The organism is Collinsella aerofaciens (assembly GCF_028206995.1).
Classification (GTDB): domain Bacteria; phylum Actinomycetota; class Coriobacteriia; order Coriobacteriales; family Coriobacteriaceae; genus Collinsella; species Collinsella aerofaciens_AQ.
Genome location: NZ_JAQLFL010000007.1, coordinates 118,667 through 133,979, shown reverse-complemented (window position 1 = coordinate 133,979; position 15,313 = coordinate 118,667). Strand labels below are relative to the sequence as shown.

General features: G+C 60.5%; 14 protein-coding genes and 2 tRNA genes. 15 read left to right on the top strand and 1 reads right to left on the bottom strand.

The window, feature by feature from the left end:
* The first annotated feature begins 180 nt into the window (after window positions 1-180).
* The 4 genes from argC to PMX60_RS06810 all read left to right on the top strand — a co-directional run bounded on the left by argC (window position 181) and on the right by PMX60_RS06810 (window position 5,069).
* Entirely contained in the window at window positions 181-1,251 is a 1,071-nt protein-coding gene (argC, locus tag PMX60_RS06825) for an N-acetyl-gamma-glutamyl-phosphate reductase (protein ID WP_271747327.1), read from the top strand.
* A 134-nt stretch (window positions 1,252-1,385) separates the two neighbouring features.
* Window positions 1,386-2,654, top strand: a complete 1,269-nt coding sequence (gene argJ / locus PMX60_RS06820) for a bifunctional glutamate N-acetyltransferase/amino-acid acetyltransferase ArgJ (RefSeq protein WP_195232435.1) — start codon at window positions 1,386-1,388, stop codon at window positions 2,652-2,654.
* 81 nt (window positions 2,655-2,735) lie between these two features.
* Window positions 2,736-3,716, top strand: a complete 981-nt coding sequence (gene argB, locus PMX60_RS06815) for an acetylglutamate kinase (RefSeq protein WP_195232433.1) — start codon at window positions 2,736-2,738, stop codon at window positions 3,714-3,716.
* 69 nt (window positions 3,717-3,785) lie between these two features.
* Window positions 3,786-5,069: an aminotransferase class III-fold pyridoxal phosphate-dependent enzyme gene (locus PMX60_RS06810; RefSeq protein WP_271747326.1), complete on the top strand. Its 1,284-nt coding sequence runs from the start codon at window positions 3,786-3,788 to the stop codon at window positions 5,067-5,069.
* Between the two features lie 612 nt (window positions 5,070-5,681).
* On the opposite strand, the gene PMX60_RS06805 is transcribed toward PMX60_RS06810, so the two are convergent.
* A tRNA-Val gene (locus PMX60_RS06805) sits at window positions 5,682-5,757 on the bottom strand.
* Between the two features lie 187 nt (window positions 5,758-5,944).
* Here PMX60_RS06805 and asnB point away from each other — a divergent pair.
* From asnB to tatA, 11 genes are all read left to right on the top strand, one after another.
* On the top strand, window positions 5,945-7,825 hold the full coding sequence (gene asnB / locus PMX60_RS06800) for an asparagine synthase (glutamine-hydrolyzing) (RefSeq protein ID WP_117745773.1): 1,881 nt from the start codon (window positions 5,945-5,947) through the stop codon (window positions 7,823-7,825).
* Between the two features lie 111 nt (window positions 7,826-7,936).
* A complete protein-coding gene (locus PMX60_RS06795; protein ID WP_271747325.1) occupies window positions 7,937-9,499 on the top strand; it encodes a Mur ligase family protein in 1,563 nt (520 codons plus the stop codon).
* A 107-nt stretch (window positions 9,500-9,606) separates the two neighbouring features.
* Complete coding sequence (locus PMX60_RS06790) at window positions 9,607-10,518, top strand: HAD family hydrolase (protein ID WP_055309432.1); 912 nt, start codon at window positions 9,607-9,609, stop codon at window positions 10,516-10,518.
* Window positions 10,519-10,569: 51 nt separating this feature from the next.
* The gene (murI, locus tag PMX60_RS06785; RefSeq protein WP_271747324.1) at window positions 10,570-11,454 is read left to right on the top strand and encodes a glutamate racemase; all 885 of its coding nucleotides are present in this window, start codon (window positions 10,570-10,572) and stop codon (window positions 11,452-11,454) included.
* 55 nt (window positions 11,455-11,509) lie between these two features.
* A complete protein-coding gene (rph, locus tag PMX60_RS06780) occupies window positions 11,510-12,235 on the top strand; it encodes a ribonuclease PH (protein ID WP_217751098.1) in 726 nt (241 codons plus the stop codon).
* Window positions 12,236-12,377: 142 nt separating this feature from the next.
* On the top strand, window positions 12,378-13,019 hold the full coding sequence (gene rdgB, locus PMX60_RS06775) for an RdgB/HAM1 family non-canonical purine NTP pyrophosphatase (protein ID WP_022094898.1): 642 nt from the start codon (window positions 12,378-12,380) through the stop codon (window positions 13,017-13,019).
* Window positions 13,020-13,022: 3 nt separating this feature from the next.
* A complete protein-coding gene (gene dtd / locus PMX60_RS06770) occupies window positions 13,023-13,469 on the top strand; it encodes a D-aminoacyl-tRNA deacylase (RefSeq protein ID WP_035137554.1) in 447 nt (148 codons plus the stop codon).
* A gap of 130 nt (window positions 13,470-13,599) precedes the next feature.
* Entirely contained in the window at window positions 13,600-13,896 is a 297-nt protein-coding gene (locus tag PMX60_RS06765) for a Veg family protein (protein WP_006234957.1), read from the top strand.
* A gap of 2 nt (window positions 13,897-13,898) precedes the next feature.
* Entirely contained in the window at window positions 13,899-14,795 is an 897-nt protein-coding gene (ispE, locus tag PMX60_RS06760; RefSeq protein ID WP_271747323.1) for a 4-(cytidine 5'-diphospho)-2-C-methyl-D-erythritol kinase, read from the top strand.
* A 49-nt stretch (window positions 14,796-14,844) separates the two neighbouring features.
* A tRNA-Pro gene (locus PMX60_RS06755) sits at window positions 14,845-14,921 on the top strand.
* Window positions 14,922-15,033: 112 nt separating this feature from the next.
* Window positions 15,034-15,309, top strand: a complete 276-nt coding sequence (gene tatA, locus PMX60_RS06750) for a twin-arginine translocase TatA/TatE family subunit (protein ID WP_022094895.1) — start codon at window positions 15,034-15,036, stop codon at window positions 15,307-15,309.
* Window positions 15,310-15,313: the final 4 nt, after the last annotated feature.

The window sequence follows — 15,313 nt, the reverse complement described above, 5'->3', positions numbered from 1 at the left end:
AATACGGGGCCCGCTCCATTTGTCAATTCCTTCAAGCGAATGTGTCGGGAATGTTTCAATGCATGAATATGCAAGCCATTTACGTATTCATGCATCTTTTGGTGCTAAAGTTTCAACCCACTTCATAACGACCGCTGCGAAATGCGCATCGGTGCATAAATCGCAGACAAGGAGTCTGATATGTCTTTGAAGGTTGGAATCGTCGGCGCGGCTGGATATGCCGGAGCCGAGCTCATTCGCCTCGTGCTCGGCCATCCCGAGTTTGAACTTGTTGCCATTACGTCCAACGCCGATGCCGGCCAGCCGCTGTCCGCGGTGTATCCGAGCTTTGCTGGCGTGAGCGATCTGGTTTTCACCACGCATGACGCCCCCGAGCTCAAGAGCTGCGACGCGGTATTTTTGGCCGTGCCGCACACCGCCGCCATGGCGCAGGTGCCCGCCCTGCTTGCCGCAGACGTTTCCTGCTTTGATCTTTCGGCCGATTACCGCCTGAGCGATCCGGCCGTGTTTGAGGCATGGTATGCCGCCGAGCACACGAGCCCCGAGCTACTCAAGACACGTGCCTTCGGCCTGCCCGAGCTGTTCTGCCAGGACTTGGAGACCGCTGCTTCCAGCCATGCTGCTGGCAGGCCCGTGTTGGTCGCCTGCGCCGGCTGCTATCCCACCGCAACGAGCCTTGCTGCCGCTCCTGCCGTGCGTGCGGGCTGGGTGGCCGAGAACGGTCCCGTGATTGTCGATGCCATCAGCGGTGTGACGGGTGCCGGCAAGTCCTGCAACGCTCGTACGCATTTTTGCAGCGCCGACGAGAATTTGGAGGCCTACGGCGTGGGCAAGCATCGTCACACGCCCGAAATCGAGCAAATCCTTGGTCTAACAGATCGCGTCGTCTTTACCCCGCACCTGGCACCCCTCAAGCGCGGTCTACTCTCTACGGTAACGATGCCGCTTGCGCCGCAGGCTATCGATACCTTGATCCTTGAGGACGTTGTCGACTATTACAAGCAGTTCTACGCTGGACGCACCTTTGTGCGCGTGCTCGATGCCGGCCAGCAGCCCAAGACGGCTTCGGTCGTCGGCACCAACGCCGCCCAGATTGGCCTTGCGTTCAACAAGCGCGCGGGCGTGCTGGTGGCGACGGGCGCCATCGACAATTTGTGCAAGGGCGCTGCGGGCCAAGCAGTCCAGTGCGCCAATATCGTCTTTGGCTTTGACGAGCGACGAGGCTTGCCCACAGTGGCGTGCCCGGTGTAGCACATTCGATTGTTAACGATTTGGTAGTCGGGCATCGAGTGGGGCGCCACTTTTAAGCTGGTCTCATGATTGCGACTGGCATGGCGCACCAACCGATGTCCGTTTTTTGTTTGACATAAGGAGTCATAAAGACGATGAATACCGACCTGATTGATATCAAGATTCGCGCCGTCGAGGGTGGCGTTACGGCAGCGGCCGGCTTTAAGGCCGCAGGCATCCATGCGGGATTCCGGAAGAATCCCGAGCGCTTAGACTATGCGCTCGTCATGCCCGATAAACCCTGTCCCGGCGCCGGCGTGTTTACGACCAACCGCTTTTGCGCGGCGCCCGTGCAGGTGAGCCGTGCCAACCTGGGCGGTGCGGACAAGGGCTACGGTATCATCGCCGGTGTTTCAATCAACTCCGGCAACGCGAACGCCGCCACGGGCGAGACCGGCCTTGCCTGCGCGCGCGAGACCTGCAACATCGCATCGCAGGTTATCGGCTGCGAACCCCAGCAGATCCTGGTTGCCTCCACGGGTGTGATTGGCCAGATTCTGCCGATCGACACGTTTGAGACAGCCATTCCTGCTGCCTACGAGGCGCTCTCCGCCCACGGTGGCGCCGATGCCGCTCGCGCCATCATGACGACCGACACGCACTCCAAGGAGTACGCCGTGTCCTACGTCAGTGAGGCTGCGGGTCATGCGGGCAATGTCTATACGGTAGGCGGCATGTGCAAGGGCTCGGGCATGATCATGCCCAATATGGCCACCATGATCGCAGTTATCACCACCGATGCCCCCGTCGAGCCTGCGGCACTTCATGCCCTGCTGCTCTCGACCGTCAAGCAGACCTTTAACAAGGTAACGGTCGATTCCGACACCTCGACCAACGACACCTGCATCATGCTTGCCTCCGGCGCCGCTGCCGCAGATGCCGAGCCTATCGTCGAGGGCTCCGATGCCTTCGACGAGTTGGCATTTGCCGTGCACGAGGTGTGCGAGAGCCTGGCGCGCAATATCGCCGCCGATGGTGAGGGCGCATCCAAGCTTGTTACGGTCAACGTTACCGGAGCCGCCAACGACGAGGAAGCTGATATCGCCGCTCGTGCCGTTGCCAACTCGCCGCTCGTTAAGACCTGCATCGCCGGCCACGACTGCAACTGGGGCCGCGTTGCCATGGCGCTTGGCAAGTGCGGCGTGAAGTTTAATCAGGAAGACGTTTCCATCGACATGATGGGCATGCCCGTCTGTCGCGACGGTCTGACTGTTCGCTTTGACGAGGACGAGGCTCTACGACGTTTCGAGGCGCCCGAGATCGTGATCTCGGCCGACCTGGGCGCAGGCGACGCGGCAACGACCGTGTGGACCTGCGACCTCACGCATGAATACATCTCCATCAACGGCGACTACCGTTCCTAGATTCCAGGCACGCTGCGCATCTTGCCGCGATTGCGGACAGCGGAGCACGGCGCGATAACGATACGAAAGACGAGGCAGATTATGAAATTCGCACGCGATTGTCGTTCGAGCGAATCCAACGAAGCAACCGCGCAGCTGCTGTTCGAAGCGCTGCCGTGGATTAAGAACCTGACCGGCAAGACGGTTGTTATCAAATATGGCGGAGCCGCCATGGTTGATGAGCAGCTGCGCCGCGACGTGATGAGCGACATCGTTTTGCTCAAGATCATCGGTATGCGCCCCGTCATCGTGCACGGCGGCGGCAAGGCTATCAACGAGGCGCTGAGCCATTACGATATTCCCGTCGAGTTTAAGAACGGCCAGCGCGTGACCACGCCGGCGACTATGGATATCGTGCGCGAGGTGCTGGGCGGCAAGGTTAACCAGGAGCTGGTTGCTGCCATCAACCACCACGGCAACCTGGCCGTGGGCGTGTCGGGCAGCGATGCCGGCACGCTCATCGCCGAGCCGCTCGACCCCGAGCTCGGTCGCGTGGGCAAAGTGATGCACGTCAACACCGACTATATCGAGCGCTTACTCGATAGCGAGTACATCCCCGTCATCGCTACCGTCGCGGCGGGGGAGGACGGCGGTTTCTTCAACATCAACGCCGACACCGCCGCCGGTGCCGTTGCCGCGGCGCTCCACGCGCATAAGGCGATCTTTTTGACCGATGTCGATGGCCTGTACAAGGACTTTAGCGACAAGGACTCGCTTATCTCCAACCTAACGCTCGACGAGGTTAACGAAATGCTCTACGGCGGCGAGGTCGATAAGGGCATGATTCCCAAGCTGCGCGCGGCCGTCGATGCGCTTACCGGCGGCGTATTTCGTGCCCACATCATTAACGGTACTACGCCGCATTCGCTGCTCCTGGAGCTGCTGACCGATGCCGGCGTCGGCACCGTGATCCATTCCACCGAGACGGCTTACGAGTTCGATACGCATCCGCATCCGCTTTCGACGTTTGCTGCGCGTCTGACCGAAAACCTTGACGAGGTCGAGAAGCTTCAGACGGTCTAGCTGACCCGCAGCCGCCCCATTCCTGCACCCATAGCCCCGCGCCGTCTGGCGCCCAACGAAAGGCATCCCATGTCACTTGCAGCTCAGCAATCGCTTGAATCCCATTACGTTATGCATACCTTTGGCCGCTCTCCGGTCGAGTTTGTCGAGGGTCACGGCATGAAGCTCACCGGCGACGATGGCCGTGAGTACCTCGACTTTCTTGCCGGCATCGGCGTGTGCAGCCTAGGTCATGGCGACCCGGCTGTGCTCTCGGCGCTCGAGGCACAGACCAAAAAGCTCATGCATGTCTCCAATTACTTCTACATTGAGCAGCGCGGACAGGTCGCGGCGCTGCTGTCCAAGCTTGCTAACGACGACGTAGATGGTGCGCGCGTGCTTGCCGATGCCATTGCCGCCGGCGATGAGACCACGGCAGCTGCTCTTGGTGCCCCGGCTGCGGATGAGCAGGTTTGGGAGACCTTCTTTGCCAACTCTGGCGCCGAGGCCAACGAGGGCTCGATGAAGCTCGCGCGCCTGTACGCCAAGCGTGCCGGTAATGGCGGCAACACCATCGTGTGCATGCGCGGCGGCTTCCACGGCCGTACGCTCGAGACCATTGCCGCCACCATGCAGGATTGGCTGCAGGACAGCTTCCGCCCGCTGCCGGGTGGCTTTGTGGCCTGCACGCCCAACGATGTCGATGAACTGCGTGCGATCTTTAAGCAGCTGGGCAGTGAAATATGCGCTGTAATGCTCGAACCGATCCAGGGTGAGAGTGGCGTGCACCCTATGACCGAGGAGTTTATGGCGGCAGCGCGCGACCTGGCACACGAAGTGGGCGCCGTGCTTATCGCCGACGAGGTCCAGTGCGGCATCTTCCGCTCCGGCAAGCCATTTGCGTTCCAAACCTATGACGTGGAGCCCGACATCATGAGCCTTGCCAAGGGCATTGCCGACGGCGTGCCCATGGGTGCCGTCGTGGCAAAGAAGGAGATTGCCGACGTGTTTAAGCCGGGCGACCATGGCTCGACCTTTGGCGGTAGCTGCTTGCCCATCGCGGCGTGTGCCGCGACGCTCTCCGCGCTTGTGCGTGGCGATTATGCCGAGCATGCTGCCAAGGTGGGCGCCTATATGGAGGCAAAGCTCGCCAAGCTCCCGCACGTGGTTGAGGTTCGTGGCCGCGGCCTGATGCTCGGATGCGACTTGGATGACGCTGCGGGCGATGCGCATGATATTGTTGCCCGCGCGCTGGCCGCCGGTGTCGTGATTAACGCTACGGGTGCCCATACGCTGCGTTTCTTGCCGCCGCTCGTCTGCGAGGAAGCCGACGTGGACAGCCTGATCGAGATCCTGTCGGGTGTCTTGGGCTAACGCGGTGCGATAATTCAATTTGGACCGGGTTCCGGACTGCGGAAGTGCCCTACGCGGCATGATTCAGCGGTCTGGAGCCCGTTTTGCCTTAGATTTGCTAAGGCAGGGAGACCTGCTGGTCAAAAAACATCAAATATGAGTACTGTTACCGATTTGGTAGCAGCAATTTTGGACTAATAAGGCCAGATAGCAAGTCGAAATGGCGATGAAAGCACGATTTTGATTCAACTGTTAGCCCTTATAATGGACATATGTTGCGTAACTTAAGCAAATACTGTCTATTTATATGTTGCAAACAAAGTAGCAGTACTCATTTTTGCCATTTTTTGACCACGGCCTTTGTGACAGACGTGCTGGCGGGTTCGAATCCCATGCGCTGGGCCTGAAAAAGGAAAGGCCTCCATCGCTGGAGGCCTAACAATTCAGTGGTGGGCGATGAGGGATGTCCGCGTGCGGCTGGCGCCGCCCGCGCCCCGCTTCGTCGCTCCGCTCCTCGCGTGCTGCGCTGGAAAACGCTTCGCGTTTCCTCAGCTCCGCACCCTTGCGGGTTCGAATCCCATGAAATGGGCCCAAACAAAAACGGTCCCCTTTCGAGGACCGTTTCCAATTCAATGGTGGGCGATGAGGGATTCGAACCCCCAGCCTTGTGCGTGTAAAGCACCTGCGCTAACCGTTGCGCCAATCGCCCGTGCGGAGAGAGTATAGCAAAACAATTGCCTCATTCATCTCATATCCATTAAAGGTAACTGGCGCGTGTCGGCGCGGAGCTGATTCAGTTGAGATTGCCTGAACATTCCGCCCCTCTTTACGCCCTCGGGTATACTCAAAAGCTACTGATTCGATTTGATGCCCAGCAACAGCAGAGGGGATAGTATATGTGCGGTTTTGTCGGTTTTGTCGGTGGGACGGATAACCAATCCGAGGTGCTCACCAAGATGATGGACCGCATCGTCCATCGCGGTCCCGACATGGGCGGTCAGTTTATCGACGGCCGCGTTGCCCTCGGCTTCCGCCGCTTGTCGATCCTCGACCTGACCGAGGCCGGCGCTCAGCCCATGGCCAATGAGGACGGCAGCGTCGTCATTGTCTTCAACGGTGAGATCTACAACTTCCAAGAACTCCGTTCCGAGCTCGAAGCCAAGGGCTACAAGTTCCATTGCGGCGCCGACACCGAGAGCCTCCTGCACGGCTACGAGGAGTGGGGCGAGGCTGTCCTCGATCGCCTGCGCGGTATGTACGCCTTCGTCATCTGGGACAAAAAGAAGAACAAGCTTTTTGGCGCCCGTGACATCTTTGGCATCAAGCCGCTTTACTACTATCCCATGGCCGATGCGGGCGACGGCGCTCCGGGCGTGCTCTTTGGTTCCGAGATCAAGAGCTTCCTGGACTACCCGCACTTCCACAAGGCGGTCAACAAAAAGGCCCTGCGTCCGTACATGACGCTGCAGTATTCGGCAACCGAGGAGACCTTCTTCGAGGGTGTCTACAAGCTGCCGCCGGCGCACTACTTTACCGTCGATATCCCGACCGGCAAGATGAACATCGAGCGCTACTGGGATTGCGATTACTCTGCCGTCGAGAAGCCGTTCGAGGAGTACGTCGACGAGCTGGACGAGGTCGTGCACGAGAGCGTCGAGGCCCATCGCATCGCCGACGTCAAGGTCGCGTCGTTCCTCTCCGGTGGCGTCGACTCCAGCTACATCGCCGCTTGCCTCATGCCCGACAAGACCTTCTCGGTGGGCTTTGACTACAAGAACTTCAACGAGACCAACTACGCCAAGGAGCTTTCCGATAAGCTCGGCGTCGAGAACGTTCGCAAGATGATTACCGCCGACGAGTTCTTCGGTGCGCTCGAGGACATCCAGTATCACATGGACGAGCCGCAGTCCAACCTGTCTTCCGTGCCGCTGTGGTTCTTGGCCGAGATGGCTCGCAAGGACGTTACCGTCGTGCTTTCGGGCGAAGGCGCCGACGAGCTCTTTGGCGGCTACGCCTACTACGAGGACACGGTCCCGGTGCGCAAGTACAAAAAGATGGTGCCGCTGCCCATCCGTCGCGCGCTCGGTAACCTGGCGCTGCATATGCCGTACTTCAAGGGACATAACTTCCTGGTCAAGGGTGCCGAGATCCCCGAGAAGTCGTTCCTGGGACAGGCTCTGGTATGGCCGGAGCGCGAGGTCGACGGCGTGCTCAAGCCCGAGTACAACACCGGCGATGGCGCCTTTGAGCTCGCTGCACCCATCTACGCACGCGTGAAGGGTCAGCCCGAACTGGTCAAGAAGCAGTACCTGGACATGAACATGTGGCTCCCGGGCGACATTCTGCTCAAGGCCGACAAGATGTGCATGGCGCACTCGCTGGAGCTGCGCGTGCCCTTCCTGGACCGCAAAGTCATGGAGTTCGCCGAGCACATTCCCGATCGCTACCGCATCAACGAGAACGGCAACAAGCAGGTACTCCGCCACGCTGCCAACAAGTCGCTGCCCGATGAGTGGGCCACCCGTCCCAAGGTGGGCTTCCCGGTGCCGATTGTCTACTGGCTGCGCGAGCAAAAGTGGTACGACTATGTCAAGGAGTACTTCACCGCGCCGTGGGCAAGCGAGTTCTTCAATACCGACGAGCTCATGCACCTGCTCGATCTGCACTTTGCGGGCAAGGGCGATTTCCAGCGCAAGATCTATACGCCGCTCGTGTTCCTAGTGTGGTACAAGCGCTTCTTTATCGACGAGGACCAGCCCGCTGTTCAGGCTGCCTAGCCTCGGCTTACGAACGCCTGCGCGTAACGGCTCCTCCGGGAGCCGTTTTTGCGTGGGTGCGTTTCAGTTACTATAAAACCGTCCCTGCCAAATGGCTGAGAAAGGTGAAAGATGCACCATTCGGATTCCGCGACCGTGACCACGGTCGATACGCTTGCCAAGCTTCTCGATGTGTGCGGCGAGCTGCGCGCATCAGAGCAGGTTGACGAGCGCGCCGTGACCGGCTGCTCGTTTGATTCGCGCGCGGTCTCGGCAGGTGACGTATTCTTTTGCAAAGGTGCTGCCTTTAAGCCCGCGTTTTTGAGCATGGCGCTCGATGCGGGCGCCGTCGCATTTGTGTGCGAGGAGTCGCTGGTCGAGTCTCTGGAGCCGCTGGCGCAGGAGAGCGGTGCTGCGATGCTGGTTGTTGATAGTGTTCGCACGGCCATGGCCCTGTTGCCGCCGGAGGTCTACGACCGTCCCGACCACGACGTCAAGATCGTGGGCATCACCGGCACCAAGGGAAAGACCACGGCCGCTTTTATGCTCCAGTCCATCATCAAGGCGGCGGGCGAGTCCTGCGGCATGATCGGCTCGGTGAGTACCGACGATGGTATCGAGTGCTGCGAGAGTACCAACACCACGCCCGAGGCCCCCGAGGTTTGGCGCCATATCGCCAACTGCCGCACGTCCGGTCGCCAGTCCATGGTCATGGAGGTCTCGAGCCAGGCGCTCAAGTACCAACGCGTCGAGAATCTGCCGTTTGACGTGGCGTGCTTCCTCAACATCGGCCGCGACCACATCTCGCCGATCGAACACCCCACGTTTGAGGATTATTTTGAGAGCAAGCTTAGGATCTTTGACCAGGCAAAGACCGCCGTGGTGAATCTGGGCACCGATGAGGTTGACCGTGTGCTAGAGGCAGCGTCGACGGCCGAGCGCTTGGTGACCGTTGGCGTCGAGCATCCCGAGGCAAGCCTGTGGGCGAGCGATGTCCGCATGCTCGGCTTTAACATCGAGTTCAACTTGCACGGCATGAGTGCCGACGAGCCCGAGGCGGGGGAGAAGGTCCTGCTGGGTATCGCGGGCGACTTTAACGTGGAAAACGCGCTGGTCGCTATCGCCGCTGCGCGCGAGATCGGCATCGGTATCGAGGCTATCAAGAAGGGCCTCTCCAAACTGCGTGTGCCGGGCCGCATGGAGGTCGTGGAGTCGAAGGACGGCCGCGTGATCTGCGTCGTTGACTATGCGCACAACCAGCTTTCGTTCCGTTCGCTTTTCTCGTCGGTCAAGCGCGCGTTTCCCGCTAGCCCCGTCATTGCGCTGTTTGGCGCCGCCGGCGGCAAGGCGCAGGAGCGCCGCGAGCAATTGCCACGCGAGGCCGCACCGTATTCCGACCTGATGATCTTTACGAACGAGGATCCAGCTCACGAGGACCCGATGAAGGTCTGTCGCGAGCTTGCCGAGCATGTTCCCGACGATACGCCGAACAAGATCATCCTCGACCGCGAAGCCGCTGTGCATGCGGCGTTCAAGGCGGCGCGCGAGGAGTACGTCAACCCCGATGCTCCCACCATTGTCTTGCTGCTGGCAAAGGGTGACGAGGAGCTCATGCACGTGGGCGACGAGTTCGTGCCCATCGAGAGCGACCTTTCGCTGGCCAATCGCCTGATCGATGTTACCCAGTTTGACTAATGAACCATGATGGCGGCGGCGCCCTGAGTGCGCTGTCGCCATAAGCGTGTTCCCTCAATCAAAACATGCCGTCCAAGTCCAAACCCTTCTACGTAAACGGAGTAACCATGTCCCACAATACCCTGCCGACCGTTGCCGAGCTTTCGGGCGAGATGCGCGAGCGCTTGGCCAAGGTCAAATACGTCTTTACCGACCTGGATGCCACGATGCTCGCACCCGGCTCGTGCGTGCTACGCGACAACGACGGCAACCCCTCGACCAAACTCGTCGAGGCCGTCGTGGCGCTCGCTCGCGCTGGTATTCAGGTGGTTCCCACCTCGGGCCGCAACCGTACCATGATCCACGAGGACGCGCGCGTGCTCGGTCTCAACTCCTACATCGGCGAGATGGGCGGCCTGGTCATGTACGACCTCAAAGCCAACGATTGGGAGTATCTGACCGGCGACATGCCCTACGACTCCTCTTGCGGCCTCACGCCGCACCAGGTGATCGAGCAGACCGGCGTGTGCGAGAAGATCCTCGCCCGCTGGCCGCACAAGATCGAGTATCACAACGACATGTCGACCGGCTACAAATACCGTGAGGTCACCGTCGGCATGCGCGGCGATGTGCCCGACGATGAGGTTCAGGCCATCCTGGACGAGGCCGGCTGCGGTCTGATCTGGGCTTGCAACGGCCATCTGACTCACCTGTCCAAGCCGACGACGCTCGAGCTCGATCGCGTCGAGGACGGTCGCGCATTCAACATCAACCCCGCGGGTCTCAACAAGGGCGTTGCCATCGCGCGCTTCTGCGAGCACCTGGGGATCGAGCGCGAGGAGACGCTCGCGCTCGGCGATTCCGAGTCCGACTTCTACATGGCCGATCACGTGGGCACGTTCTGCCTGGTCGAGAATGGCCTGACGAGCGCCGGCGCGCCCGAGTTCCTGGCTGCTTGCGAGAACGCTTTCGTTACGCGCGGCAAAATTGTCGACGGTTGGGCGGCGACGGCAGAGCTGCTGGTCGCGGCGCGTTCGTAGCGCGACGCATCACGATTGGTCGCATTTTTCGAGAGAGAATCTGGTGAGGTAATGTCCGATATCGAGAATCCGGCAGGCGACACGCGCCCGATTGGCGTGTTCGATTCTGGTTTGGGCGGTCTGACGGTTGCGCGCGCGATTGCGACGGCGTTGCCGCACGAGTCCGTCTACTACTTTGGCGACACCAAGCGCTGCCCCTACGGCACGCGCACCGAGGATGAGGTGCGCTCGTTTGCGCTGCAGGCGGGTCGTTGGCTTTCGAAGCACGACGTCAAGATTATGGTCATCGCCTGCAACACGGCGACCGCTGCGGCCTTGCGTTTGGCCCAGCAGGTGCTCGACGTTCCCGTGATCGGCGTGATTGCGCCGGGTGCCCGTGCAGCAATCAACAGCACGCATACGCGTCGCGTGGGCGTGCTCGCCACCAACCTCACCATTCGCTCGGGCGCCTACACGCGCGCCATTCAGGATCTAGATGCCGGCGTCGATGTATACGGCTGTCCTGCCTCGAGCTTTGTCGAGGTTGTCGAACACGAGCTCGCCTCGGGTGCACATCTGCAGGAACAGTGGCTTGAGAACGAGGATATCTTCGATACGCCTGCCGTGCGCGCGCTGGTGGGTGCCACGGTTGAGCCGCTGCGCGACCACGGTATCGATACCGTGGTGCTCGGCTGTACGCATTTCCCGCTGTTGGTGGGACCTATCCGCCATGCGCTGGGGCCTGGGGTGCGCGTCGTGAGTTCCGCCGAGGAGACCACGCGCGAGCTGACCGATATCCTCACGCGCCGCGAGCAGCTGGCGGGCGACGCCGCCGAGCCGCAGCATCGTTTTGCCACGACGGCTGATAACATTGCCGAGTTTGCGGTGGCGGGCAGCTTTATCTTTGGTCAGCCGCTCAAGAGCATTGAGCATATCGATATCGACGAACTGAAATAGATATAGGGTCGCCGACCAAAGGCTCACGTTCACCTTTTGCCGAAAGGATTTTTCCATGGAGTATATGCAGGTCAACCGCGCCAACGGCCGCGCCGCCGATGAGCTGCGCCCCATCAAACTGACTCGCGGCGTCATGAAGCACGCCCACGGCTCGTGTTTGGCCGAGTTCGGTGACACGCGCGTGCTGTGCGCCGCCACTATCGAGGAGGGCGTGCCGGGCTGGCGAAAGGGAGCTAAGGCCGGCTGGGTGACCGCGGAATACGCCATGCTGCCGGCGTCGACCGGCAAGCGCTGCAAGCGCGAACACGCCAACCGCAAGGGTCGCTCCATGGAGATCGAGCGCCTCATTGGCCGCAGCCTGCGTACCGTCGTCAACATGAAGGCGCTCGGCGAGTACACCGTCACCGTCGACTGCGATGTGATTCAGGCCGATGGCGGCACGCGTACAGCGAGCATCACCGGCGCCTGGGTGGCGCTGCACGACGCCCTCGCCATGTGGGTCGAGGCGGGCAAGATCGAACGCATCCCGCTTATCGGCCAGGTGGCTGCCATCTCCATGGGCGTTGTCGACGGCAATACGCTGCTTGACCTCGATTATTCGGAGGACAGCCATGCCGAGGTCGACATGAACCTCGTCGCCACCGACACCGGCGAGATGATCGAGCTCCAGGGCACCGGCGAGCAGGCGCCCTTTGACCGCAAACGCCTCAACGCCCTGCTCGACCTGGGCGACAAGGGTATCGCCGAGCTCATCGAGCTTCAGCGCCAAGCCATCGCCTAACCTGCCAAAAGGGACGGGTTTATTTTGGTAGGTTTTATCTGCGGAGACGTCTAGACACAAGACTGCCGTTGATTGAGAGGGGAGAGGCAGAGGCCCTCGTCGCCCTCGGCGCGGCATTGCTATAGAGACAAGGAGGCCACTCATGGCACTTGAGAAGATCGACATTGACACTCTCGACCCGGCGGCGACCATCGTCGTGGCAACGGGCAACGCCCATAAGCTCACCGAGATCGAGGCCATTTTGGGCAAGGTCATGCCCGAGGTGCGCTTTGTGGCGCTCGGCCAGCTGGGCGATTTTGAGGACCCCGAGGAAAACGGCACGACGTTTTTGGAGAACGCCATCATCAAGGCGCAGGCTGCGGTTGAGGAGACGGGGCTTATGGCCATCGCCGACGATTCCGGCCTGGTCGTCGACGCGCTGGACGGCGAGCCCGGTGTGTATAGTGCGCGCTATGCGGGCGTGCACGGCGACGATGCCGCCAACAATGCAAAGCTGCTCGTTAACCTGGAAGGCGTGGCGGACGAGGATCGCACCGCGCGCTTTATGAGCGTCGTTGCGCTCATCGACACGGATGGTCTGGTTACCTATGGCGAGGGCGCCTGCGAGGGCGTTATCGCGCACGAGGGCCGCGGCGACCATGGTTTTGGCTACGACCCGCTGTTCCTGCCGGTCGACACGCCGGGCAAGACCATGGCCGAGCTGACGGCGGACGAGAAGAACGCTATCAGCCATCGTTTCCACGCGCTCGAGCATCTGTCCGCCAAGCTGACGGGCGAGGAGTAGACCGTGCGTGCGGTGGTGCAGCGCGTGCTCAACGCCGGCGTGACGGTCGACGGCGAGTGCGTGGGCCGCATTGGACGCGGCTACCTGGTGCTGCTGGGTGTGGGCCATGGCGATACGCGTGCCGAGGCCGACAAGCTGTGGGGCAAGCTCCGCGGGCTGCGTATCAACGAGGACGAGAACGGCAAGACCAACCTGGCACTTGCCGATGTCGACGGCGAGGTGCTCGTGGTGTCGCAGTTCACGCTGTTTGCCGACTGCCGCCACGGCCGCCGTCCGTCGTTTACGGATGCCGGCGCCCCCGATGTCGCCAACGAGCTCTACGAGTACTTCTTGACGCTTGTGCGCGAGGACGTCGAGCAAGTAGCACATGGCATCTTCGGCGCCGATATGAAAGTCGATCTTGTCAACGACGGTCCGTTCACCATCGTCTTGGACACCGATAGTCTGTAAGTAGTCAATTTGGGACCGGGCTTTTTAAGCTACTTGCGTATGACGGCAGCAGGGTGCTATAGTATTAGAGTTTTGTCTATCTTAGGGGTATTATCCCCTTTTTGAATTGCACCTTCTGGAGGCCCTGTTCATGGAAGAGATGGAAGTCAATCACGTCGACGACATCCACGAGAAGCTGACCGATATGGTGGGCGATCGCGTTAAGGTGAAGGCCAACATGGGCCGCACCCGCGTCGTCGAGCGCATGGGCACCATCAAGAGCGTGCACCCCGCCGTCTTTATCGTCGAGGTTGACGAGCGTCGCGGCCGCAAGTCGCGTCAGTCCTACCAGTATATCGATGTCCTCACCGGTCAGGTCGAGCTGTTCGACCCCGAGAGCGGCGAGCATATCTTTACCCCGCTCGGCAATCAGCTCGAGGAGCATTAACGGTGACCGATCGGTCCCTGACCCTTTCCGCGCCGGCAAAGATTAACCTCTACCTGGGGGTTCATACCGAGCGCGATGACCGCGGCTACCACAGGGTCGATTCCCTGATGGCGGCCGTCGGTCTTTCCGATACCGTGACGGTCACGCCGTCGCAGGCGCTGACCGTCCAGACGGTTCCAGCATCAGATTTTCCCATGCAAAAGAATACGGCGCATCGGGCTGCGGTTGCTATGGCCGAGCATTATGGTCGCGAGGCAAACATCTGCGTGACGATTGAGAAGCGCATTCCATTGTGCGCCGGCTTGGGCGGCCCCTCGACGGATGCGGCCGCGGTCATTGTCGCCTTGGCAGAGCTCTGGGGCATTGATCGCACCGACCCAGCGCTCGACGATATTGCGCGGGGCATTGGTGCTGACGTCCCGTTCTTTTTGCACGCGAGTCCTGCGTTCTACGTAGGTGGGGGAGACGTGCTGGCAACTGAGTACCCCGCGCTGCCCGCGACGCCCGTCGTGCTGGTCAAGCCGCGCGAGGCAAGCGTTTCGACAATTGAAGCCTATCGACGTTTTGACGAGGCCCCGGTGCCTGCGGACAAGCCCGGCGCGATAGCTTCTGCCTTGCGTGCTGGTGATGCCGAGACGGCATATGCACTCATCCATAATAATCTGGGTGTCATTTCCGCACAGATGGAGTCGCAGATTCAAACGGTCCTCGACTGGCTGCGTAAACAGGACGGAACCGTTGCTGTAGATGTGTGCGGATCGGGTGCCTGCTCGTTTGCCATTTGCGACACCGCTGCCACGGTCGAAAGGCTTGCCGATGCTGCCCAGCAAAATGGCTGGTGGGCCTGCGCGACTGAGCTTATTCCCAACACGGTTCAAATCGACGCGCCAAAGAAATAAAAATTTCTCTAGCACGCGGCGAAAATCTTTGTTACTATAGTCGAGCTAACGGGTTGTGGCTCAGTTTGGTAGAGCACTGCGTTCGGGACGCAGGGGTCGCTGGTTCAAATCCAGTCAACCCGACCAGAGCATGAGGAGGGACCGCTTCTTGCGGTCCCTTTTTTTAGTTAGTGTTGTGATACCGCGATACCCGCGGTATACTCATTCGAGCTTGTCTCGCTGTATTGTGGAGGTCTACATGTTTGGACTGAGGGCTCCTGAGCTCATCATTATTCTCGTCGTTGTCCTGATTATCTTCGGGCCCAAGAACCTGCCGAAGCTCGGCAAGTCCCTCGGCTCTACCGTCAAGAATATCCGTGAGGGTATGGAGGGCGACGATAAGGCCGAGACCAAGCAGGCCGAGGAGGTCGTGGTCGAGCAGTCCGAGGAGGACAAGGAGATCGCTGAGCTCGAGGCCAAGCTCGCTGCTGCCAAGAAGAAGCAGGCAGAGGACAGCGACGCGGACGCAGAGTAGTCCC

What these genes read in the sequence shown, in the direction of transcription:
- argB (WP_195232433.1), top strand. Translation starts at nt 2,736, where the DNA reads ATGAAATTCGCACGCGATTGTCGTTCGAGCGAATCCAACGAAGCAACC.
- PMX60_RS06765 (WP_006234957.1), top strand. Translation starts at nt 13,600, where the DNA reads ATGGAAGAGATGGAAGTCAATCACGTCGACGACATCCACGAGAAGCTG.
- murI (WP_271747324.1), top strand. Translation starts at nt 10,570, where the DNA reads ATGTCCGATATCGAGAATCCGGCAGGCGACACGCGCCCGATTGGCGTG.
- asnB (WP_117745773.1), top strand. Translation starts at nt 5,945, where the DNA reads ATGTGCGGTTTTGTCGGTTTTGTCGGTGGGACGGATAACCAATCCGAG.
- rph (WP_217751098.1), top strand. Translation starts at nt 11,510, where the DNA reads ATGGAGTATATGCAGGTCAACCGCGCCAACGGCCGCGCCGCCGATGAG.
- argC (WP_271747327.1), top strand. Translation starts at nt 181, where the DNA reads ATGTCTTTGAAGGTTGGAATCGTCGGCGCGGCTGGATATGCCGGAGCC.
- argJ (WP_195232435.1), top strand. Translation starts at nt 1,386, where the DNA reads ATGAATACCGACCTGATTGATATCAAGATTCGCGCCGTCGAGGGTGGC.
- rdgB (WP_022094898.1), top strand. Translation starts at nt 12,378, where the DNA reads ATGGCACTTGAGAAGATCGACATTGACACTCTCGACCCGGCGGCGACC.
- PMX60_RS06795 (WP_271747325.1), top strand. Translation starts at nt 7,937, where the DNA reads ATGCACCATTCGGATTCCGCGACCGTGACCACGGTCGATACGCTTGCC.
- tatA (WP_022094895.1), top strand. Translation starts at nt 15,034, where the DNA reads ATGTTTGGACTGAGGGCTCCTGAGCTCATCATTATTCTCGTCGTTGTC.
- PMX60_RS06810 (WP_271747326.1), top strand. Translation starts at nt 3,786, where the DNA reads ATGTCACTTGCAGCTCAGCAATCGCTTGAATCCCATTACGTTATGCAT.
- PMX60_RS06790 (WP_055309432.1), top strand. Translation starts at nt 9,607, where the DNA reads ATGTCCCACAATACCCTGCCGACCGTTGCCGAGCTTTCGGGCGAGATG.